Annotated in this window: 13 protein-coding genes; 8 read left to right on the top strand and 5 right to left on the bottom strand. The window is 70.4% G+C overall.

The features are described from left to right. Positions 1 to 68: 68 nt before the first annotated feature. Positions 69 to 509 carry a MarR family transcriptional regulator gene (locus tag AB8O64_RS31885; RefSeq protein WP_365369665.1) on the top strand — a complete coding sequence of 147 codons (441 nt, stop codon included), beginning with the start codon at positions 69 to 71 and terminating at the stop codon, positions 507 to 509. Positions 510 to 610: 101 nt separating this feature from the next. Here the strand turns inward: AB8O64_RS31885 and AB8O64_RS31880 are convergent, their stop codons facing one another. Continuing rightward, on the bottom strand, positions 611 to 2,233 hold the full coding sequence (locus AB8O64_RS31880) for a peptide-N4-asparagine amidase (protein ID WP_370423027.1): 1,623 nt from the start codon (positions 2,231 to 2,233) through the stop codon (positions 611 to 613). A 148-nt stretch (positions 2,234 to 2,381) separates the two neighbouring features. Between AB8O64_RS31880 and AB8O64_RS31875 the strand changes: the two genes are divergently transcribed. Together AB8O64_RS31875 and AB8O64_RS31870 are read left to right on the top strand one after the other, a co-directional pair. Further along, positions 2,382 to 4,187: an ABC transporter transmembrane domain-containing protein gene (locus tag AB8O64_RS31875; RefSeq protein WP_370423026.1), complete on the top strand. Its 1,806-nt coding sequence runs from the start codon at positions 2,382 to 2,384 to the stop codon at positions 4,185 to 4,187. Continuing rightward, positions 4,184 to 5,965 (top strand): ABC transporter ATP-binding protein, encoded by a 1,782-nt coding sequence (locus AB8O64_RS31870; protein WP_370423025.1) that lies wholly within the window; start codon positions 4,184 to 4,186, stop codon positions 5,963 to 5,965. Before AB8O64_RS31875 ends, AB8O64_RS31870 begins: the two co-directional genes overlap by 4 nt. A gap of 71 nt (positions 5,966 to 6,036) precedes the next feature. On the opposite strand, the gene AB8O64_RS31865 is transcribed toward AB8O64_RS31870, so the two are convergent. Further along, positions 6,037 to 6,828, bottom strand: a complete 792-nt coding sequence (locus tag AB8O64_RS31865) for a metal-dependent hydrolase (RefSeq protein WP_370423023.1) — start codon at positions 6,826 to 6,828, stop codon at positions 6,037 to 6,039. Positions 6,829 to 6,970: 142 nt separating this feature from the next. On the opposite strand from AB8O64_RS31865, the gene AB8O64_RS31860 reads away from it, so the two are divergent. Continuing rightward, positions 6,971 to 9,484, top strand: coding sequence for a DEAD/DEAH box helicase (locus AB8O64_RS31860; protein ID WP_370423022.1), 2,514 nt, complete (start codon positions 6,971 to 6,973; stop codon positions 9,482 to 9,484). Between the two features lie 52 nt (positions 9,485 to 9,536). Then, the gene (locus AB8O64_RS31855) at positions 9,537 to 10,400 is read left to right on the top strand and encodes an acyl-CoA thioesterase (RefSeq protein ID WP_370423020.1); all 864 of its coding nucleotides are present in this window, start codon (positions 9,537 to 9,539) and stop codon (positions 10,398 to 10,400) included. A gap of 36 nt (positions 10,401 to 10,436) precedes the next feature. On the opposite strand, the gene AB8O64_RS31850 is transcribed toward AB8O64_RS31855, so the two are convergent. Both AB8O64_RS31850 and AB8O64_RS31845 read right to left on the bottom strand, forming a co-directional pair. After that, positions 10,437 to 11,381: a DUF6397 family protein gene (locus AB8O64_RS31850; RefSeq protein ID WP_370423019.1), complete on the bottom strand. Its 945-nt coding sequence runs from the start codon at positions 11,379 to 11,381 to the stop codon at positions 10,437 to 10,439. Between the two features lie 119 nt (positions 11,382 to 11,500). After that, on the bottom strand, positions 11,501 to 11,923 hold the full coding sequence (locus AB8O64_RS31845; RefSeq protein WP_370423017.1) for a roadblock/LC7 domain-containing protein: 423 nt from the start codon (positions 11,921 to 11,923) through the stop codon (positions 11,501 to 11,503). A 128-nt stretch (positions 11,924 to 12,051) separates the two neighbouring features. Here AB8O64_RS31845 and AB8O64_RS31840 point away from each other — a divergent pair, with 128 nt between their 5' ends. The 3 genes from AB8O64_RS31840 (at position 12,052) to AB8O64_RS31830 (ending at position 13,595) form a co-directional block, all read left to right on the top strand. Beyond that, positions 12,052 to 12,480 (top strand): PPOX class F420-dependent oxidoreductase, encoded by a 429-nt coding sequence (locus tag AB8O64_RS31840; RefSeq protein WP_370423015.1) that lies wholly within the window; start codon positions 12,052 to 12,054, stop codon positions 12,478 to 12,480. A gap of 66 nt (positions 12,481 to 12,546) precedes the next feature. Continuing rightward, positions 12,547 to 13,146 carry a class I SAM-dependent methyltransferase gene (locus AB8O64_RS31835; RefSeq protein WP_370423013.1) on the top strand — a complete coding sequence of 200 codons (600 nt, stop codon included), beginning with the start codon at positions 12,547 to 12,549 and terminating at the stop codon, positions 13,144 to 13,146. Between the two features lie 212 nt (positions 13,147 to 13,358). Next, complete coding sequence (locus tag AB8O64_RS31830; RefSeq protein WP_365369858.1) at positions 13,359 to 13,595, top strand: hypothetical protein; 237 nt, start codon at positions 13,359 to 13,361, stop codon at positions 13,593 to 13,595. 35 nt (positions 13,596 to 13,630) lie between these two features. Here AB8O64_RS31830 and AB8O64_RS31825 read toward each other — a convergent pair whose 3' ends face one another. Continuing rightward, positions 13,631 to 14,662 (bottom strand): fatty acid desaturase, encoded by a 1,032-nt coding sequence (locus AB8O64_RS31825; RefSeq protein ID WP_370423011.1) that lies wholly within the window; start codon positions 14,660 to 14,662, stop codon positions 13,631 to 13,633. Between the last annotated feature and the right edge of the window lie 105 nt (positions 14,663 to 14,767).

Raw genomic sequence — 14,767 nt, 5'->3', positions numbered from 1 at the left:
CCGTTCACCGAGCATAGCTCACTGTTACCTATGCTCACAATGCACTGCGTCCTGGTATTCTGTTGATCATGACCGCTCCCGATCCGTCCGGGCAGCTCGCCGAGCAGCTGCTGCGCCTCACTCGTCGGCTCCACCGCGCGCAGAAGCGTTACCTCGACCCGGTCGGCATCACGCCCGCCCAGTCCCGGCTGCTCCGCACCGTCTCGCACTACGAGGAACCACCGCGCATGGCGGATCTGGCGCAGCGCCTCGAGGTCGTGCCCCGGGCGGTCACCACGCTGGTCGACGCGCTGGAGGCCAATGGCGCGGTGCGCCGGGTGCCGGACCCCACCAATCGCCGGGTCATCCGGATCGAGATCACCGATCAGGGCCGGTCGACGCTGCGCGCGCTGCGTGAGGCTCGGCGGACGGCCGTGGAGGACATACTCGCCCCGCTGAGCACCGAACAGCGCGTCGTGCTCGGCAGCCTGCTGGACGAGCTCATGACAGGCCCGGAGCGCGGCTGCTGACACGCCACGCAGCAGGGCGCGCGGGCACGTGCCCGGTAACGCGTAGGGCGGGCCCGCTGGGCCATCCGGCCCCGCGAACCCGCCCTGGGTGGGGTGGGCGGTCAGCAGCCCTGTCGGTCCTCCGTCAGCTCCCCCTGTGCCGTGGCCAGGGTCCGGTCGTAGCAGACCCCCGGACCGTACAGGCGGTAGCGCTCGCGCGAGACACCTGTCGCGTGCCGCTGGTCGCGCGGCACGTTCTGGTTGTAGGCCGCGTCACCCGTGTAGGTGTTGTCCAGCCGCGACCATCCCACACGTCGGTGCCCACGCAGCGTGACCGTGTCCGCTCGGTCGCCCATGGTCATCACCGTCCGCAGCCGGCCCCCCGTACCGATGGTGATCTCACCGTCCATGCTGTACGCGCGCTGGGCCCTGGTCGTGGTCGCGGGGCCGCGTCCGTCGACCGTCACCGTTTCGTCGTCGCTCCAACGGGCCCGCAGCGCGTCGGTCGACTCGCTCTCGGTCCAGCGGTGGAGGGAGGTACCGGCGACCTTCCGGGCGACGGTCGTCGTGACCCGCCCGTGCGAGGTGTCCACGTAGCCCGCGACGGTGAGTGAATGCGCGCCCTCGGAGGTCAGTCGGTGCTCCGCACCGGGCGTGTATTCCGTGGTGTTGGCGAGGTCCCCCACCTTGTGTGCGGTGAGCGCGCCCGTGACGCGGGTGGCTTTCGCGTCCTGCCAGACCAGGATGTTGGTGGGCGTGCTCCAGCCGCTCTGTCCCTCGGGCACTCCGGCGACCGAGATGGCGACGCGGTGCGGCTTGCCGTCGTTCAGCAGGCCGGCGAAGGGCGTGAGGTCGTACTCCACGGGCCGGACGTCGAAGGCACGCGGCCCGGGAATCACATACCAGAGGAAGGGGTTGGACCAGCCGCCGGTCCACACGGTCGGGAAGGGCGCGGCGATCCCGGCGAGCCGGCCGTCCACCGAGACCTGCACTTCCCGGTACGGGCCGTTCTTGGCCTTGCACGAGTAGGGAGCCGCGTCCGGCACGGTGAGGTACCAGAACTCCTCACAGCCTCCGCCGGAGCCGGTGGCGTACACCTCGGCCAGGATCCGCTCGCTGTTGCGCGGAGTGGTCAGGCGACCTTCGTGGACGCCGCCTTCGGTGCGCGCACCGTCCAGGGTCAGGACCTTGTCCGGGGTGTGAGCCGGCTTCACCCCGCCCTCGGCCGCGTAGAAGGTCAGGGTCACCTTGACCTTGATGACCCCGGTGTAGGTGTCGTTCACGAGGTTGCCGATGAGCATCTCGACGGGCTGAGCGGAGCGCAGGGTCGCCGCGTAACGGGTGACGTCCTTCTCCACGTTCCAGGCGATGCCCTCGGGCGAGGGTTCCGGTGTGGAGGTGCGCAGGACCTCCACACCGCCTATCCGGAGGTAGCCCAGGCGGTCGTACTGCCGTCCGGCGACGGATCCTTCGAGTCGCAGCACGACCTTGTTCCAGCGGTCGCCGCATCCTTTGGGGGGCGTGTAGGCGCTCTTGTAGGGCGTGTAATCGCGGAACTCGGTCTCGGCGACGGTCACTTTGCACGAGGTGGTGTTCGGGGTGGCCACGGGAGGCGTGGCGGTGACCGGGTCGTGCCAGTCGGTACCGAACTCCGGGGGCGGTTCCGCGGCCGCGGCGGGGCTCATGCCCGACGTCAGGCCGATGGCCGCGGCGCACAGCGCGAGAAGCAGTCGTCTCGGTCTCATGGGGCAGGAGTGAAGCGTGCCGTACCGCGGCGCGCCAGAGCCTCTTTGGCCTGATCCGTCGACTGCGCGAAAAACCAGTTGAATTCGGCACTCCCGAAACGCGAACCTTTCACTTCTCCCGCCACGCCACCCCCGACCCTGGGACGTCATGCAGATTCGCGACCTTCCGTATACCGATCCCGGCAGTCCTGACGTCCGATCAGGCCCGCGTTTCCTCCTCTGGCTCGGGCGGAATCAACTGTCCGGCCAACTGAAGGCCATGCTGTGGGGCGTTCTGCACATGGCAGCGGTGGCCGTGTTCCCCGTGGCCGTGGGCTTCGCGGTACAGGCCGTCGTCGACCGGTCCGGCGCCCGTCTGGCGCTGGCCGGTGGTCTGATGGCGCTGCTCGGGGCACTCACCGCGCTGGGCGACACCATGCTGCACCGCACGGCGGTGACGAACTGGATCACAGCCGCCGCACGGGTGCAACAGCTACTGGCCCGCAGGACGGCCGAGTTGGGGTCGGCGCTGACCCGGCGCGTCGCGGCGGGCGAAGTCGTCGCGGTATCGACGGGTGATGTCGAGAAGATCGGCTGGTTTGTGGAGGCCCTGTCGCGCTTCATCTCCGCGGCGGTCACGACGCTCGCGGTGTGCGTGGCTCTGGTGATCTACCAGCCCGCACTCGGCGTGGTGATCGCGATCGGTGTGCCCGTGCTGACGCTGGCGGTGCTGCCTCTGCTGCCGCACGCGACCAAGCGGGCCGACGAGCAGCGTGAGAAGGCGGGCCGGGCCACCGAGCTGGCGTCGGACACGGTGGCGGGACTGCGGGTGCTGCGTGGCATCGGCGGCGAGGAGCTGTTCCTCACCCGCTACCGCCGTGCCTCACAGGAGGTACGCAAGGCGGCGGTGCGCAGCGCCCGGATGTGGGCGCTGATCGCGGCGGTGCAGGTGGCGCTGCCGGGGCTGCTGCTGATCGCGGTGGTCTGGTACGGGGTCGGGCTGGCCCAGGACGGCCGGATCGGTGTGGGCGAGCTGGTGACGGTCTACGGCGTCGTGACGTTCCTGCTGTTCCCGCTGCGCCAGTTCGAGGAGATCGCCATGGCGTACTCCTTCTCGCGGCCGTCCGCGCAGCGCGCCGCCCGGGTCCTGGCCCTGCGGCGTACCGATCCCTCGACCGACGACGGAGCGCGGGGCGTGGTGCTCACCGGTGACCTGTACGACCCCGAGAGCGGGCTTCTGGCTCCCGCCGGGCAGCTGACCACGGTGGTGTGCGGCGATCCGGACGTCGCCGGACGGCTCGCCGACCGGCTGGGCGGACACGCGGCGGAAGGCCTGGAGGGGGTGCCGTCGGCGTTGCTCGGCGGGGTGGCGCTGGACGAGGTGCCGCTGGACGAGGCCCGTGCCGCGGTTCTCGTCCAGGACAAGGACCCGGTACTGATGTCCGGGACCCTCGCGGAGTTGCTGGACGTGCCCTCCTCGGGCGCGGTCGACGCCGACGCGGCGCTGGCCGCCGCGCAGTGCAAGGACGTGCTGGCCGCCCTCGCCCAGGCCTCGGTGGACGATTCCGGCGACCCGATGCGGACCCGGATCACCGAGCGGGGCCGCTCGCTGTCCGGCGGGCAGCGGCAGCGGCTGGCGTTGGCCCGGTCGCTGGTGACCGACCCTGAGGTGCTGGTGCTGGACGAGCCGACCTCGGCGGTCGACTCGCATACGGAGGCACGCATCGCGGACGGTGTGCGGAACATGCGGGAAGGGCGCACCACGGTGGTGTTCTCCTCCAGTCCGCTGCTGCTCGACCGGGCCGACCGCGTGGTGTTCGTCCGCGACGGCCGGGCCGCCGCGGTGGGCACGCACCGCGAACTGCTGCGGGACGACCCCGCGTACCGCGCCGTCGTCACCCGTGAGCCGGACGAGGAGCTGGGCACGGAGCTCGCAGAGCTGAAGAAGACCGAGCACATCGAGGAGTCGGCATGATCGGCGTGGCGCCACCGGCGCACGACCCGGCCGCACCGGAGTCGGCGACGACTTTGCCGGTCGGCAGGCCCGCGACGGTGCGGGCGTATGTGAGCGGCCTGCTCCGCAGGCATCGGACGGCGTTCGTCCTGTTGGTGTCGGTCAACGCGATCGCCGTGATCGCCTCGATGGTCGGGCCGTACCTGTTGGGCGGGCTGGTGGAGGACCTGTCGTCGGGCAAGGACGATCTCCATCTGGGCCGGGTCATCTCGTTCTTCGCGGTCGCGCTGGCCGTGCAGACGCTGTTCGTGCGCATGGTGCGGTTGCGTGGGGCGGTGCTGGGCGAGCGGATGCTGGCGGACCTGCGCGAGGACTTCCTCGTGCGGTCGGTGGCACTGCCGCCGAGCGTGCTGGAGCGGGCGGGGACCGGGGACCTGCTGTCGCGGATCACCACCGACATCGACCGGCTCGCGAACGCCATGCGCGAGGCGGTGCCGCAGCTGGCGGTGGGCTTCGTATGGGTCGCGTTGCTGTTGGGCGCGCTGACCTTGACGGCGCCGCCGCTGGCGCTGTGTGTGCTGGTCGCGCTGCCGTTGCTGCTCGTCGGCTGCCGCTGGTACTTCCGGCGGGCTCCCGCTGCCTACCGCTCCGAGGCCGCGGGGTACGCCGCGGTCGCGGCGTCCCTCGCGGAGACCGTGGACGCGGGGCGGACCATCGAGGCCCACCGGCTCGGCCAGCGCCGGGTCGCGCTCTCCGACCAACGGATTTCCGAGTGGACGCAATGGGAGCGCTACACCCTGTGGCTGCGCTCGGTCCTCTTTCCGGTGATCAATGTGACACACGCCCTGCTGTTCGGCTCGGTGCTGATCATCGGTGGCGTCTTCGTCCTGGAGGGCTGGATCTCGGTCGGCCAGCTGACGACGGGAGCACTCTTCGCCCAGATGCTCATCGATCCGATCGGGCTGATCCTGCGCTGGTACGACGAGCTGCAGGTCGCCCAGGTGTCGCTGGCGCGGCTGGTGGGGGTACGGGAGATCGAGCCGGAGGAGGCGGACGAGCGGGTGAGCCCCAAGGGCCGGGACGTCAAGGCGGACGAGGTGCGCTTCGGCTACTCGGCGGGCCGGGACGTCCTGCACGGCGTGTCCCTCGATGTGCCGCCCGGCAGTCGGGTGGCACTGGTCGGGCCGTCCGGCGCGGGCAAGTCGACCCTGGGCCGGCTGCTGGCGGGGATCTACGCACCGCGCTCCGGCGCGGTGACGCTCGGTGGTGCCGAACTGTCCCGGATGCCCACGGAGCGGGTGCGCAGGCACGTGGCCCTGGTCAATCAGGAGCACCACGTCTTCGTGGGCTCGCTGCGCGACAATCTGCTGCTGGCCCGTACGACGGCCGAGGACGGAGAGCTGTGGGCGGCGCTCGGCGCGGTGGACGCCGACGGCTGGGCGCGGGCACTGGAGGAGGGGCTCGACACGGAGGTCGGGTCGGGCGGTCTGACGCTCACCCCGGCCCAGGCACAGCAGATCGCGCTGGCCCGGCTGGTCCTCGCCGATCCGCACACCCTGGTGCTGGACGAGGCGACTTCGCTGCTGGACCCGCGCGCCGCCCGGCACCTGGAGCGGTCGCTGGCGAAGGTGCTCGAAGGCCGGACGGTCGTGGCCATCGCGCACCGGCTGCACACCGCGCACGACGCGGATGTGATCGCGGTGACGGAGGACGGCCGGATCAGCGAGCTGGGCAGCCACGACGAGCTGGTCGCGGCCGATGGCGCGTACGCGGCGCTGTGGCGGTCCTGGCACCAGTAGCCACGTGGTGATCAAGCGGCTCCCCGGCCACACGGCCGGGGAGCCGCGTCGGGGCCGATGTCCCCAGGCGGTCAGATGTACCCCAGGGCGCCGAGTCCGCCGAACCCGCCGAGCACCATGAAGGCGGGCATGAGCACCTTCAACTCCACCCAGCTTCCTGCCCGGAAGCGCATGGCCTTCGGGGGGCCGAGCGGATACCAGCGCTTGCGGCCTACGGGGATGGGCCACAGGATCGGGCAGCCCGAGACGGTGAGCGCGTCCCCGATGTCGTGCACGAGCGCGCCGAGGATTATCGGCAGACCGAGCCACATGTACTCCTGGCCCGGATCGGTGAACAGCCAGCCGGCGCCGTTGCCCGGCTCGTTGAGGACACCGGCGAGGATCCACGCGCTGGTCGCCCCGAGCAGCCAGACCAGGACGTCGCTGGAGGTCCGGGCCATCCGCCACAGAAGCCCCTCGACGGCGAGGACCAGGTGGACGAAGAGGATGCCGAGCACGGCCCAGCGGCCACCGGTCATGGCCAGCGCCGAGGCGCCCACCCCTATCAGCACCGCCCACAGCCAGGTATGGGTGAGGGTGCGATGGCCGCCGTTGCGACGCGGGTCGCTCTGTGTCCTGGTGGCCTTGTAGACGGTGTGCGAGAGCTTGTCGATGATCTCGCAGAGCCAGCGCGAGATCGGACCGAACGCACGGGATATCGTGGCCGATTTGTGGTCGAGGTCGGGGGCGAGCGCCGCCCCCGCGCAGATCAGCGCGCCGGCGACGAGCACCGGCCAGGGCATCGGATGGCCGGCCCCGGCCACCGCGGCACCCACTCCCAGCCAGGCGGCGGCTCCGGAAAGCGAGTGCGCCGGTCCCATCATGGTCGTTCCACCTCAATTGGCCCTCTGATTGACGACGTCTCGCGTTTCTGACGCCCGGTCGGCCACTCAGCGTAGCGTCCGGATGATCACCGTTCGACCGGCCGGTTCCCTGATCCGGCCCGGGGCCAGGCAGTATGGAGGCGTGACCCTTATCGATCAGATGCCGAGCAATGCCGACCCCGATGCCCTCTTCGAAGCTTTCTCGACCTGGGCCGAGGAGCGGGGCATCTCGCTGTACCCCGCGCAGGAGGAGGCGCTGATCGAGGTGGTCTCCGGGGCGAATGTGATCTTGTCTACGCCCACCGGCTCGGGCAAGAGCCTCGTCGCGGCCGGCGCGCACTTCACCGCGCTCGCCAACGACCAGGTGACCTTCTACACCGCCCCCATCAAGGCTCTCGTCTCGGAGAAGTTCTTCGACCTGTGCAAGCTGTTCGGCACGGAGAACGTCGGCATGCTCACGGGTGACGCCTCGGTCAACGCCGACGCGCCCGTGATCTGCTGCACGGCCGAGGTGCTCGCCTCCATCGCGCTCCGGGACGGCAAGGACGCCGACATCGGCCAGGTCGTCATGGACGAGTTCCACTTCTACGCGGAGCCGGACCGGGGCTGGGCGTGGCAGATCCCGCTGCTGGAGCTGCCGCAGGCGCAGTTCGTTCTGATGTCGGCGACGCTCGGCGATGTGTCCCGCTTCGAGGAGGATCTGACCCGGCGCACGGGTCGGCCCACCTCGGTGGTCCGGTCCGCGACCCGTCCGGTGCCGCTGTCCTACGAGTACCGCACGACGCCGCTGACCGAGACGCTGACCGAGCTGCTGCAGACCCGGCAGGCTCCGGTGTACATCGTGCACTTCACGCAGGCGGCGGCCGTGGAGCGGGCTCAGGCGCTGATGAGCATCAACATGTGCTCGCGCGAGGAGAAGGACGAGATCGCCAAGCTGATCGGCAATTTCCGCTTCACCACCAAATTCGGCCGGAACCTCTCGCGCTATGTGCGCCACGGTATCGGCGTGCACCACGCGGGGATGCTGCCGAAGTACCGGCGGCTGGTGGAGCGGCTGGCGCAGGCGGGTCTGCTGAAGGTGATCTGCGGTACGGACACGCTCGGCGTCGGGGTCAACGTGCCGATCCGCACCGTGCTGTTCACCGCGCTCACCAAGTACGACGGCCAGCGAGTGCGGACGCTGCGGGCCCGGGAGTTCCATCAGATCGCGGGGCGCGCCGGGCGGGCCGGCTTCGACACGGCCGGTTTCGTCGTGGCGCAGGCTCCCGAGCATGTGGTCGAGAACGAGAAGGCCCTGGCCAAGGCCGGCGACGACCCGAAGAAGCGCCGCAAGGTGGTCCGCAAGAAGGCTCCCGAGGGCTTCGTCAACTGGGGCGAGAACACCTTCGAGAAGCTGATCGTCTCGGAGCCCGAGCAGCTCACCTCGCGCTTCCGGGTCACGCACACGATGCTCCTGTCGGTCATCGCACGGCCCGGCAACGCCTTCGAGGCGATGCGCCGGCTGCTGGAGGACAACCACGAGCCCCGCAGGAATCAGCTGCGGCACATCCGCCGGGCCATCGCGATCTACCGTTCGCTGCTGGACGGCGGTGTCGTCGAACAGCTCGACAAGCCCGACGCCGAGGGCCGGATCGTGCGTCTGACGGTGGACCTGCAGTCGGATTTCGCGCTCAACCAGCCACTGTCGACCTTCGCGCTCGCCTCCTTCGAGCTTCTCGATCCCGAGTCGCCCTCGTACGCCCTGGACATGGTCTCGGTGGTGGAGTCGACGCTGGACGACCCGCGGCAGATCCTGGCGGCGCAGCAGAACAAGGCGCGCGGCGAAGCGGTCGCCGTGATGAAGGCGGACGGCGTCGAGTACGAGGACCGCATGGAGCGGCTCATGGACGTCACCTACCCCAAGCCCCTGGAAGAGCTGCTGTCCCACGCCTACGACGTCTACCGCAAGAGCCACCCGTGGGTCGGGGACCACCCGCTCTCGCCGAAGTCGGTCATCCGTGACATGTACGAGCGCGCGATGACGTTCACGGAATTCACCTCCTTCTACGACCTGGCGCGGACCGAAGGCATCGTGCTGCGCTACCTCGCCGGCGCGTACAAGGCGCTGGACCACACCGTCCCGGACGACCTCAAGTCCGACGACTTCGAGGATCTGATCGCCTGGCTCGGCGAGATGGTGCGCCAGGTCGACTCCAGCCTGCTGGACGAGTGGGAGCAGCTGGCCAATCCCGAGACCGAGACCGCCGAGGAGGCCCAGGAGCGCGCCGACCAGGTCAAGCCGGTCACCGCCAACGCGCGCGCGTTCCGGGTGCTGGTGCGCAACGCGATGTTCCGCCGCGTGGAGCTGGCCGCTCTCGACAAGGTCGGCGAGCTGGGTGAGATGGACGCCGAGGCCGGCTGGGACGCGGACCGCTGGGGCGAGGCCATGGACGCCTACTGGGACGAGTACGAGGACCTGGGTACCGGTCCCGACGCGCGGGGCCCGAAGCTGCTGCGGATCGAGGAGAAGCCGGAGGACGGGCTGTGGCGTGTCCGTCAGACCTTCGCCGATCCCAACGGCGACCATGACTGGGGCATCTCCGCGGAGGTGGATCTCGCGGCCTCGGACGAGGAGGGCCGCGCGGTGGTGCGGGTCATGGAGGTCGGTCAGCTGTAGCCTCCGAGGCGCCGCCCGCGTGGCGCGCCCCGGAAGCAGCGAAGGAGCACCGATGTCCAGTCCCGCCGACCGGCTGGTCGATCTGCTCGACCTGGAGCAGATCGACCTGAACATCTTCCGGGGCCGGAGCCCGGACGAGTCGCTCCAACGCGTGTTCGGCGGGCAGGTGGCCGGGCAGGCGCTGGTCGCGGCCGGCCGGACCACCGACGGTGAGCGCCCGGTCCACTCCCTCCACGCGTACTTCCTGCGACCGGGGCAGCCCGGCGTGCCGATCGTGTACCAGGTGGAACGGGTGCGCGACGGGCGTTCCTTCACCACGCGGCGCGTGGTGGCCGTCCAGCAGGGCCGTACGATCTTCAACCTCACCGCCTCCTTCCATCAGCCCGAGCCGGGCTTCGAGCATCAGGTGGCAATGCCGGGGGTGCCCGGCCCCGAAGAGCTGCCGCAGCTCGCGGACGAGATCCGCGAGCACCTCGGGGAGCTGCCGAGCGCCCTGCGCCACATGGAGCGGCGGCTGGCCTTCGACATCCGGTACGTGGACCGGCTGCGCTGGACCGCGCGGGAGCTCTCGGAAGCGCAGCCGCGCAGCGCCGTGTGGATGCGGACGGTGGGGCCGCTCGGCGACGATCCTCTGGTCCACACCTGCGCCGTCACCTACGCCAGCGACATGACGCTGCTGGACGCGGTGCGCATCCCGGTCGAGCCGCTGTGGGGACCACGTGGCTTCGACATGGCTTCGCTCGACCACGCCATGTGGTTCCACCGTCCGTTCCGCGCCGATGAGTGGTTCCTCTACCAACAGGAGTCGCCCATCGCGACGGGCGCCAGGGGCCTGGCCCGCGGGCAGATCTTCGACCGCGAGGGCAGACTCGTCGTGTCCGTGATGCAGGAGGGGTTGTTCCGCAAGGTCACATGAGCCAGCCCCCGAGCCGCCGCGGGCGCGCGGAGCGCCTCATGTGCGGCGGCGCAGCCGATCCCACAGCCCTCGTGGCCGGGCTGGTGCGGCGAGCGTGGTCGCGGCTTCCGCAGCCGCTCCGGCCACGGCTTCGGTGTCCGCGTGGACTTCGGTGCCGGTCACGGGGGCCGCGGGCGACGGCATCGGGCCGGGTGCTGCGTCCGGGGCGGGAGCGGGTCGCACCGCGCGGGCCTGTGCCAACGCGACGGTCAAGCGGTGCCGGTGCCACTCGATCTCGTCCGGGTCCTCCGCCAGGAGCACGGATTCGATCACTTCGTGGGCGGCCATCGCGTCCGACCGCGCGGGGACGAGAGCCGGGCGCAGCCCGGTCACATAGGCCCGCTCGTTCGGGTCCGGCACGCCGGCGGCCAGGTCTTCGGGGCTGAGCACCGACGCGGTGACCGCCGCCCGCTCCCATGGGTCATCGGTCTGGGCCAGCAACTGGTCGAGCCTGCGGGCGCGCCAGGATCGCCCGCGACGGTCCTCGCGCTCCTCCAGCGCCGTGCGCAAGAGGGAAGGCGTACGGCCGGTCAGGAGCTCGGGATTGCGGTCGGCGAAGTCCACGAGATCCGCGGCCAGGTAGTGCCAGACGACGGCTCGGTACCGGTTGACGTAGAAGCGCACGGGTGCGAAACAACCACCCCGGGCGAGTCGTCCGAAGCGGGCCGGGCTGATCCCCATCAGTTCGGCGCCCTCCGCGGTGCCGACCACCCACAACCGTGAGCGCAGTCCTTCAGGGAATCCGTCGGCGCTCCGATGGCGTTCGATCTCCGCCCGGCTGACCCTCCGTCGACGACCGGGGCCGGATGCCACCGTCCGTACGGCCCCGAGCTGCACCGCCAGCTCGAACTCGCGCGGCTTGAGCTCCAGCTCCCGTGCCGCCCTTCCGAACGCGACGCTCTCCTCGGTCGCGCCCCGCACCTCGCACTGTCGCACCGCCATGACATCCTCCCCACCACCGGCCCATCACTGACAGTGACGACGATAGTGGCGGGGGGTGACATCGCGTCGACCCTGTGGATAACTCCGTTCCGGGCTGGGGGCGAGGTCGGCGCCGCACGTCAGCGCATGCGGCCGGGGGCCTCGTCCCGGCCGTCCTGCTGTCGCGACGCGACGCTCAGGTGCTCACCGACACGATTGACGAGCAGAGTCATCTCATAGGCGACTTGGCCGATGTCGGCATCGGCGTCACCGAGGACGCACAGACAACTCCCGTCGCCCGCGGCCGTCACGAACAGCACACCCTCATCGAACTCGACCATCGTCTGACGGACTTTGCCCGCCCGGAAGTGGCGGCCGGTCCCCCTCGCCAGGCTGTGCAGCCCCGACGCGACCGCGGCCAAGTGCTCGGCGTCCTCTCGCTCGAGGTCGGCACTCGCGCCCGTCACCAGCCCGTCATTGGACAGCACCAGCGCGTGACGTATTTGCTCCACCCGCTTGGTCAGGTCGTCCAGCAGCCAGTCGAGTCCCTTGGCCATGGCCATAATGCCCCGCCTCCCCGTTCCGTGTTTTCCCCGTAACTGCCGTGCCAGCCTTGCTCACCTACGCCCCGTCGGCAACCCGCCCGGTCCGTCGGCACGTGCCTGTTGGCCAGTTGGCACAAGATGAGGACATGGCACAGAAAATGAGCGAGGAACAGTGGCGGGCCTTCCTTTCCGAGGGCACCCGTACCGGAAAACTCTCCACGGTGCGCGCCGACGGCAGTCCGCACATCGCACCCATTTGGTTCCTGCTCGACGGGGACGATCTCATCTTCAATACCGGAGAGAACACGGTCAAGGGCCGTAATCTCGCCCGGGACGGCCGCGTGGCGCTCTGCGTGGACGACGACAGGCCACCGTTCTCCTTCGTCACCCTGCAAGGGCGCGCCGAGCTGAGTGCCGACCTGGTCGAGGTCCGGTCCGCGGCCACCAGGATCGCCGCGCGTTATATGGGGGAGGCGGCGGCCGAGGAGTACGGGGCGCGCAACGGCGTCCCTGGCGAGTTGCTGGTTCGCGTCCGCGTCGACAAAGTAGTGGCTCTGACCGGTGTCGCCGAGTAACCGGCGCCCTTGGTGCGCGTCGGCCGCGCGCCGAGCGGTCGACCGCAGCACTGAAGGAGTCATCGCGTGAGCAACGACCCGGCCCGGGTGAGGGAATTCTTCACGGCGCGTGCCGAAGGCTGGGACGCCAAGTTCCCCGGGGACGGTCCCGCGTACGACGCGGCCGTCGCCGACCTCGGCCTGCGCGAGGGCGACACGGTGCTGGACGCCGGGTGCGGCACGGGGCGGGCGCTGCCGGCGCTGCGTTCGGCCGTCGGCCCGCGGGGCGCGGTGCTGGGCGCGGACCTCACCCCCGCGATGCTGACCGCGGCCGTCCGGGCCGGCCGGCATCAGCACGGTCTGCTGATGATCACGGACGTCGGCCGGCTTCCGCTGCGTGGCGGTTCGGTCGACGCGGTCTTCGCGGCCGGGCTCATCGCTCATCTCGCCGATGCCACGGCAGGCCTTCGGGAGTTGGCCCGGGTCGTACGGCCGGGCGGCCGGCTCGCGCTCTTCCACCCCATCGGCCGTGCCGCGCTCGCGGCCCGCCAGGGCCGCGCGCTGACTCCGGAGGACCAGCGCGCCGAGCCCCGGCTCCGCCCCTTGCTGGCGGACGGCGGCTGGGACCTCATCTCCTACACGGATGAGGACACCCGTTTCCTCGCACTCGCCGTCCGCCGGAGCTGACCGGGCCGAATCGGCCATGAGCGCTCCGGGGGGTGCCACGGATCACGGTTTCGGCGGCTTCCCCGGGCGCTCTCCCTCGCATTCGCCGGAGGTTCAACTCCGCTTTGGGCGGGCACACTTGAACGACGCAGGACTAGCCGCTCACGGGGCAGGTGATCCGCGTGTTCCATAAATTCCGTAAGCGCCTCGAAGAAGTCCGCCGACCGTCCCCGGTGCCGCCGCCGGTGAATCGGCAGCGCAATCTCTTCGAGGCGGCGGCCACTTATGTGGCCGCATGTGCCGAGAACGATCTCGACGGGAGCACGGAGGCGGCTCGCTGGGTCTCGCCGGAGGCTCTCAGCTTCGGCGTGAACGAACTGGCCTGCCGAGCTGTCATCGCGCTCGCTCGTGAACACGACGAGTCACCACGCACCGTGGCCCGGGCCCTTCTCGGGTTGCCTGCCGCCTGAGCCCGGCTCCGCGGCCTGTCCCCCTCCGCGTCGCTTCACCCGGCCCGTAGCGGAGCACCGACGTCGTGCATGTGACCCAGCGCCTGTCGGTAGGAGTCGATGAGCCCGGTTTCCGCGTACGACAGGCCGGCCGCCCGGCAGTACGCGCGGACGATCGGTTGGGCGCGCCGGAGGTGCGGGCGCGGCATGTTCGGGAAGAGATGGTGCTCGATCTGGTAGTTCAACCCGCCCAGGAACCAGTCGGTGAGCGGGCCGCCGCGCACATTGCGTGAGGTGAGGACCTGACGACGCAGGTGCCCCCACCGCTCTCCGTGCGGGTCCGGCATCTCCATGCCCTTGTGATTGGGCGCGAAGACCATGCCGAGGTGGAGCCCGAAAAGGGCGTGGTGGAGGAGCGCGAAGGCGAGGGCCTTGCCGAGAGACATGGAGGACAGGAGCAGGGTCACGTAGCCCAGCAGATGCAGGGTGAGGAGCGTCGCCTCGACCCGTCGCTCTCCCGCCTCTTGCCGTCTGAGGTCCCGCACGCTTGAAACCTTGAGATTGAGGCCTTCGAGAAGGAGCATCGGAAAGAAGAGCCGGGCCTGGTGACGGGTGAGCCAGCGGGCGAAGCCTTCCCGCTGCGCGGCCTGTCGCCGGGTCCAGACCAGAGCGCCGACGCCGACGTCCGGGTCCTTGTCGATGTGGTTGGGGTTGGCGTGGTGGCGATTGTGCTTGTCGTTCCACCAGGCGTAACTCATGCCGAGCAGCAGGTCGGAATGGATGAGGCCGAGAACGCGATGGGTCCGCCGGGTGCCCGCTATCTGGGAGTGGCCGCTGTCGTGCCCCACGAAGGCGGTCCGGGCGCCGAAGACCGCCATGGGCACGGCCAGGAACAGCGTCCACCACGAGTCGCCCATGAGCACGATCCCGGCGCCCGTGGCGACCAGGGTCAACGCGTTGGCGGCGATGGTCAGCGCGTACCAGCCCCGCCGTCTTTCGAGGAGCCCCTCCGCGCGGATCCGGCGCAGGAGCGGGGCGAAATCACTGCCCGCCGCGGGTTCCGCGAGCAGGGCACTGGCCTGAGGCATGAGGTCTCCGGAGAGTTTCGACGGACGGCCGGGGCGGACGGCCCGGCGGCCCGGCGGCAAAGGGGCCGCGGGATGGATGACCGAGCTCAGGAAACGTACGGGCCA

It is taken from the genome of Streptomyces sp. QH1-20, assembly GCF_041283565.1.
GTDB classification, from domain to species: Bacteria; Actinomycetota; Actinomycetes; order Streptomycetales; family Streptomycetaceae; genus Streptomyces; species Streptomyces syringius.
The sequence above is the reverse complement of the archived record's forward strand: the minus strand, read 5'-3'. Positions and strand labels throughout refer to the sequence as shown.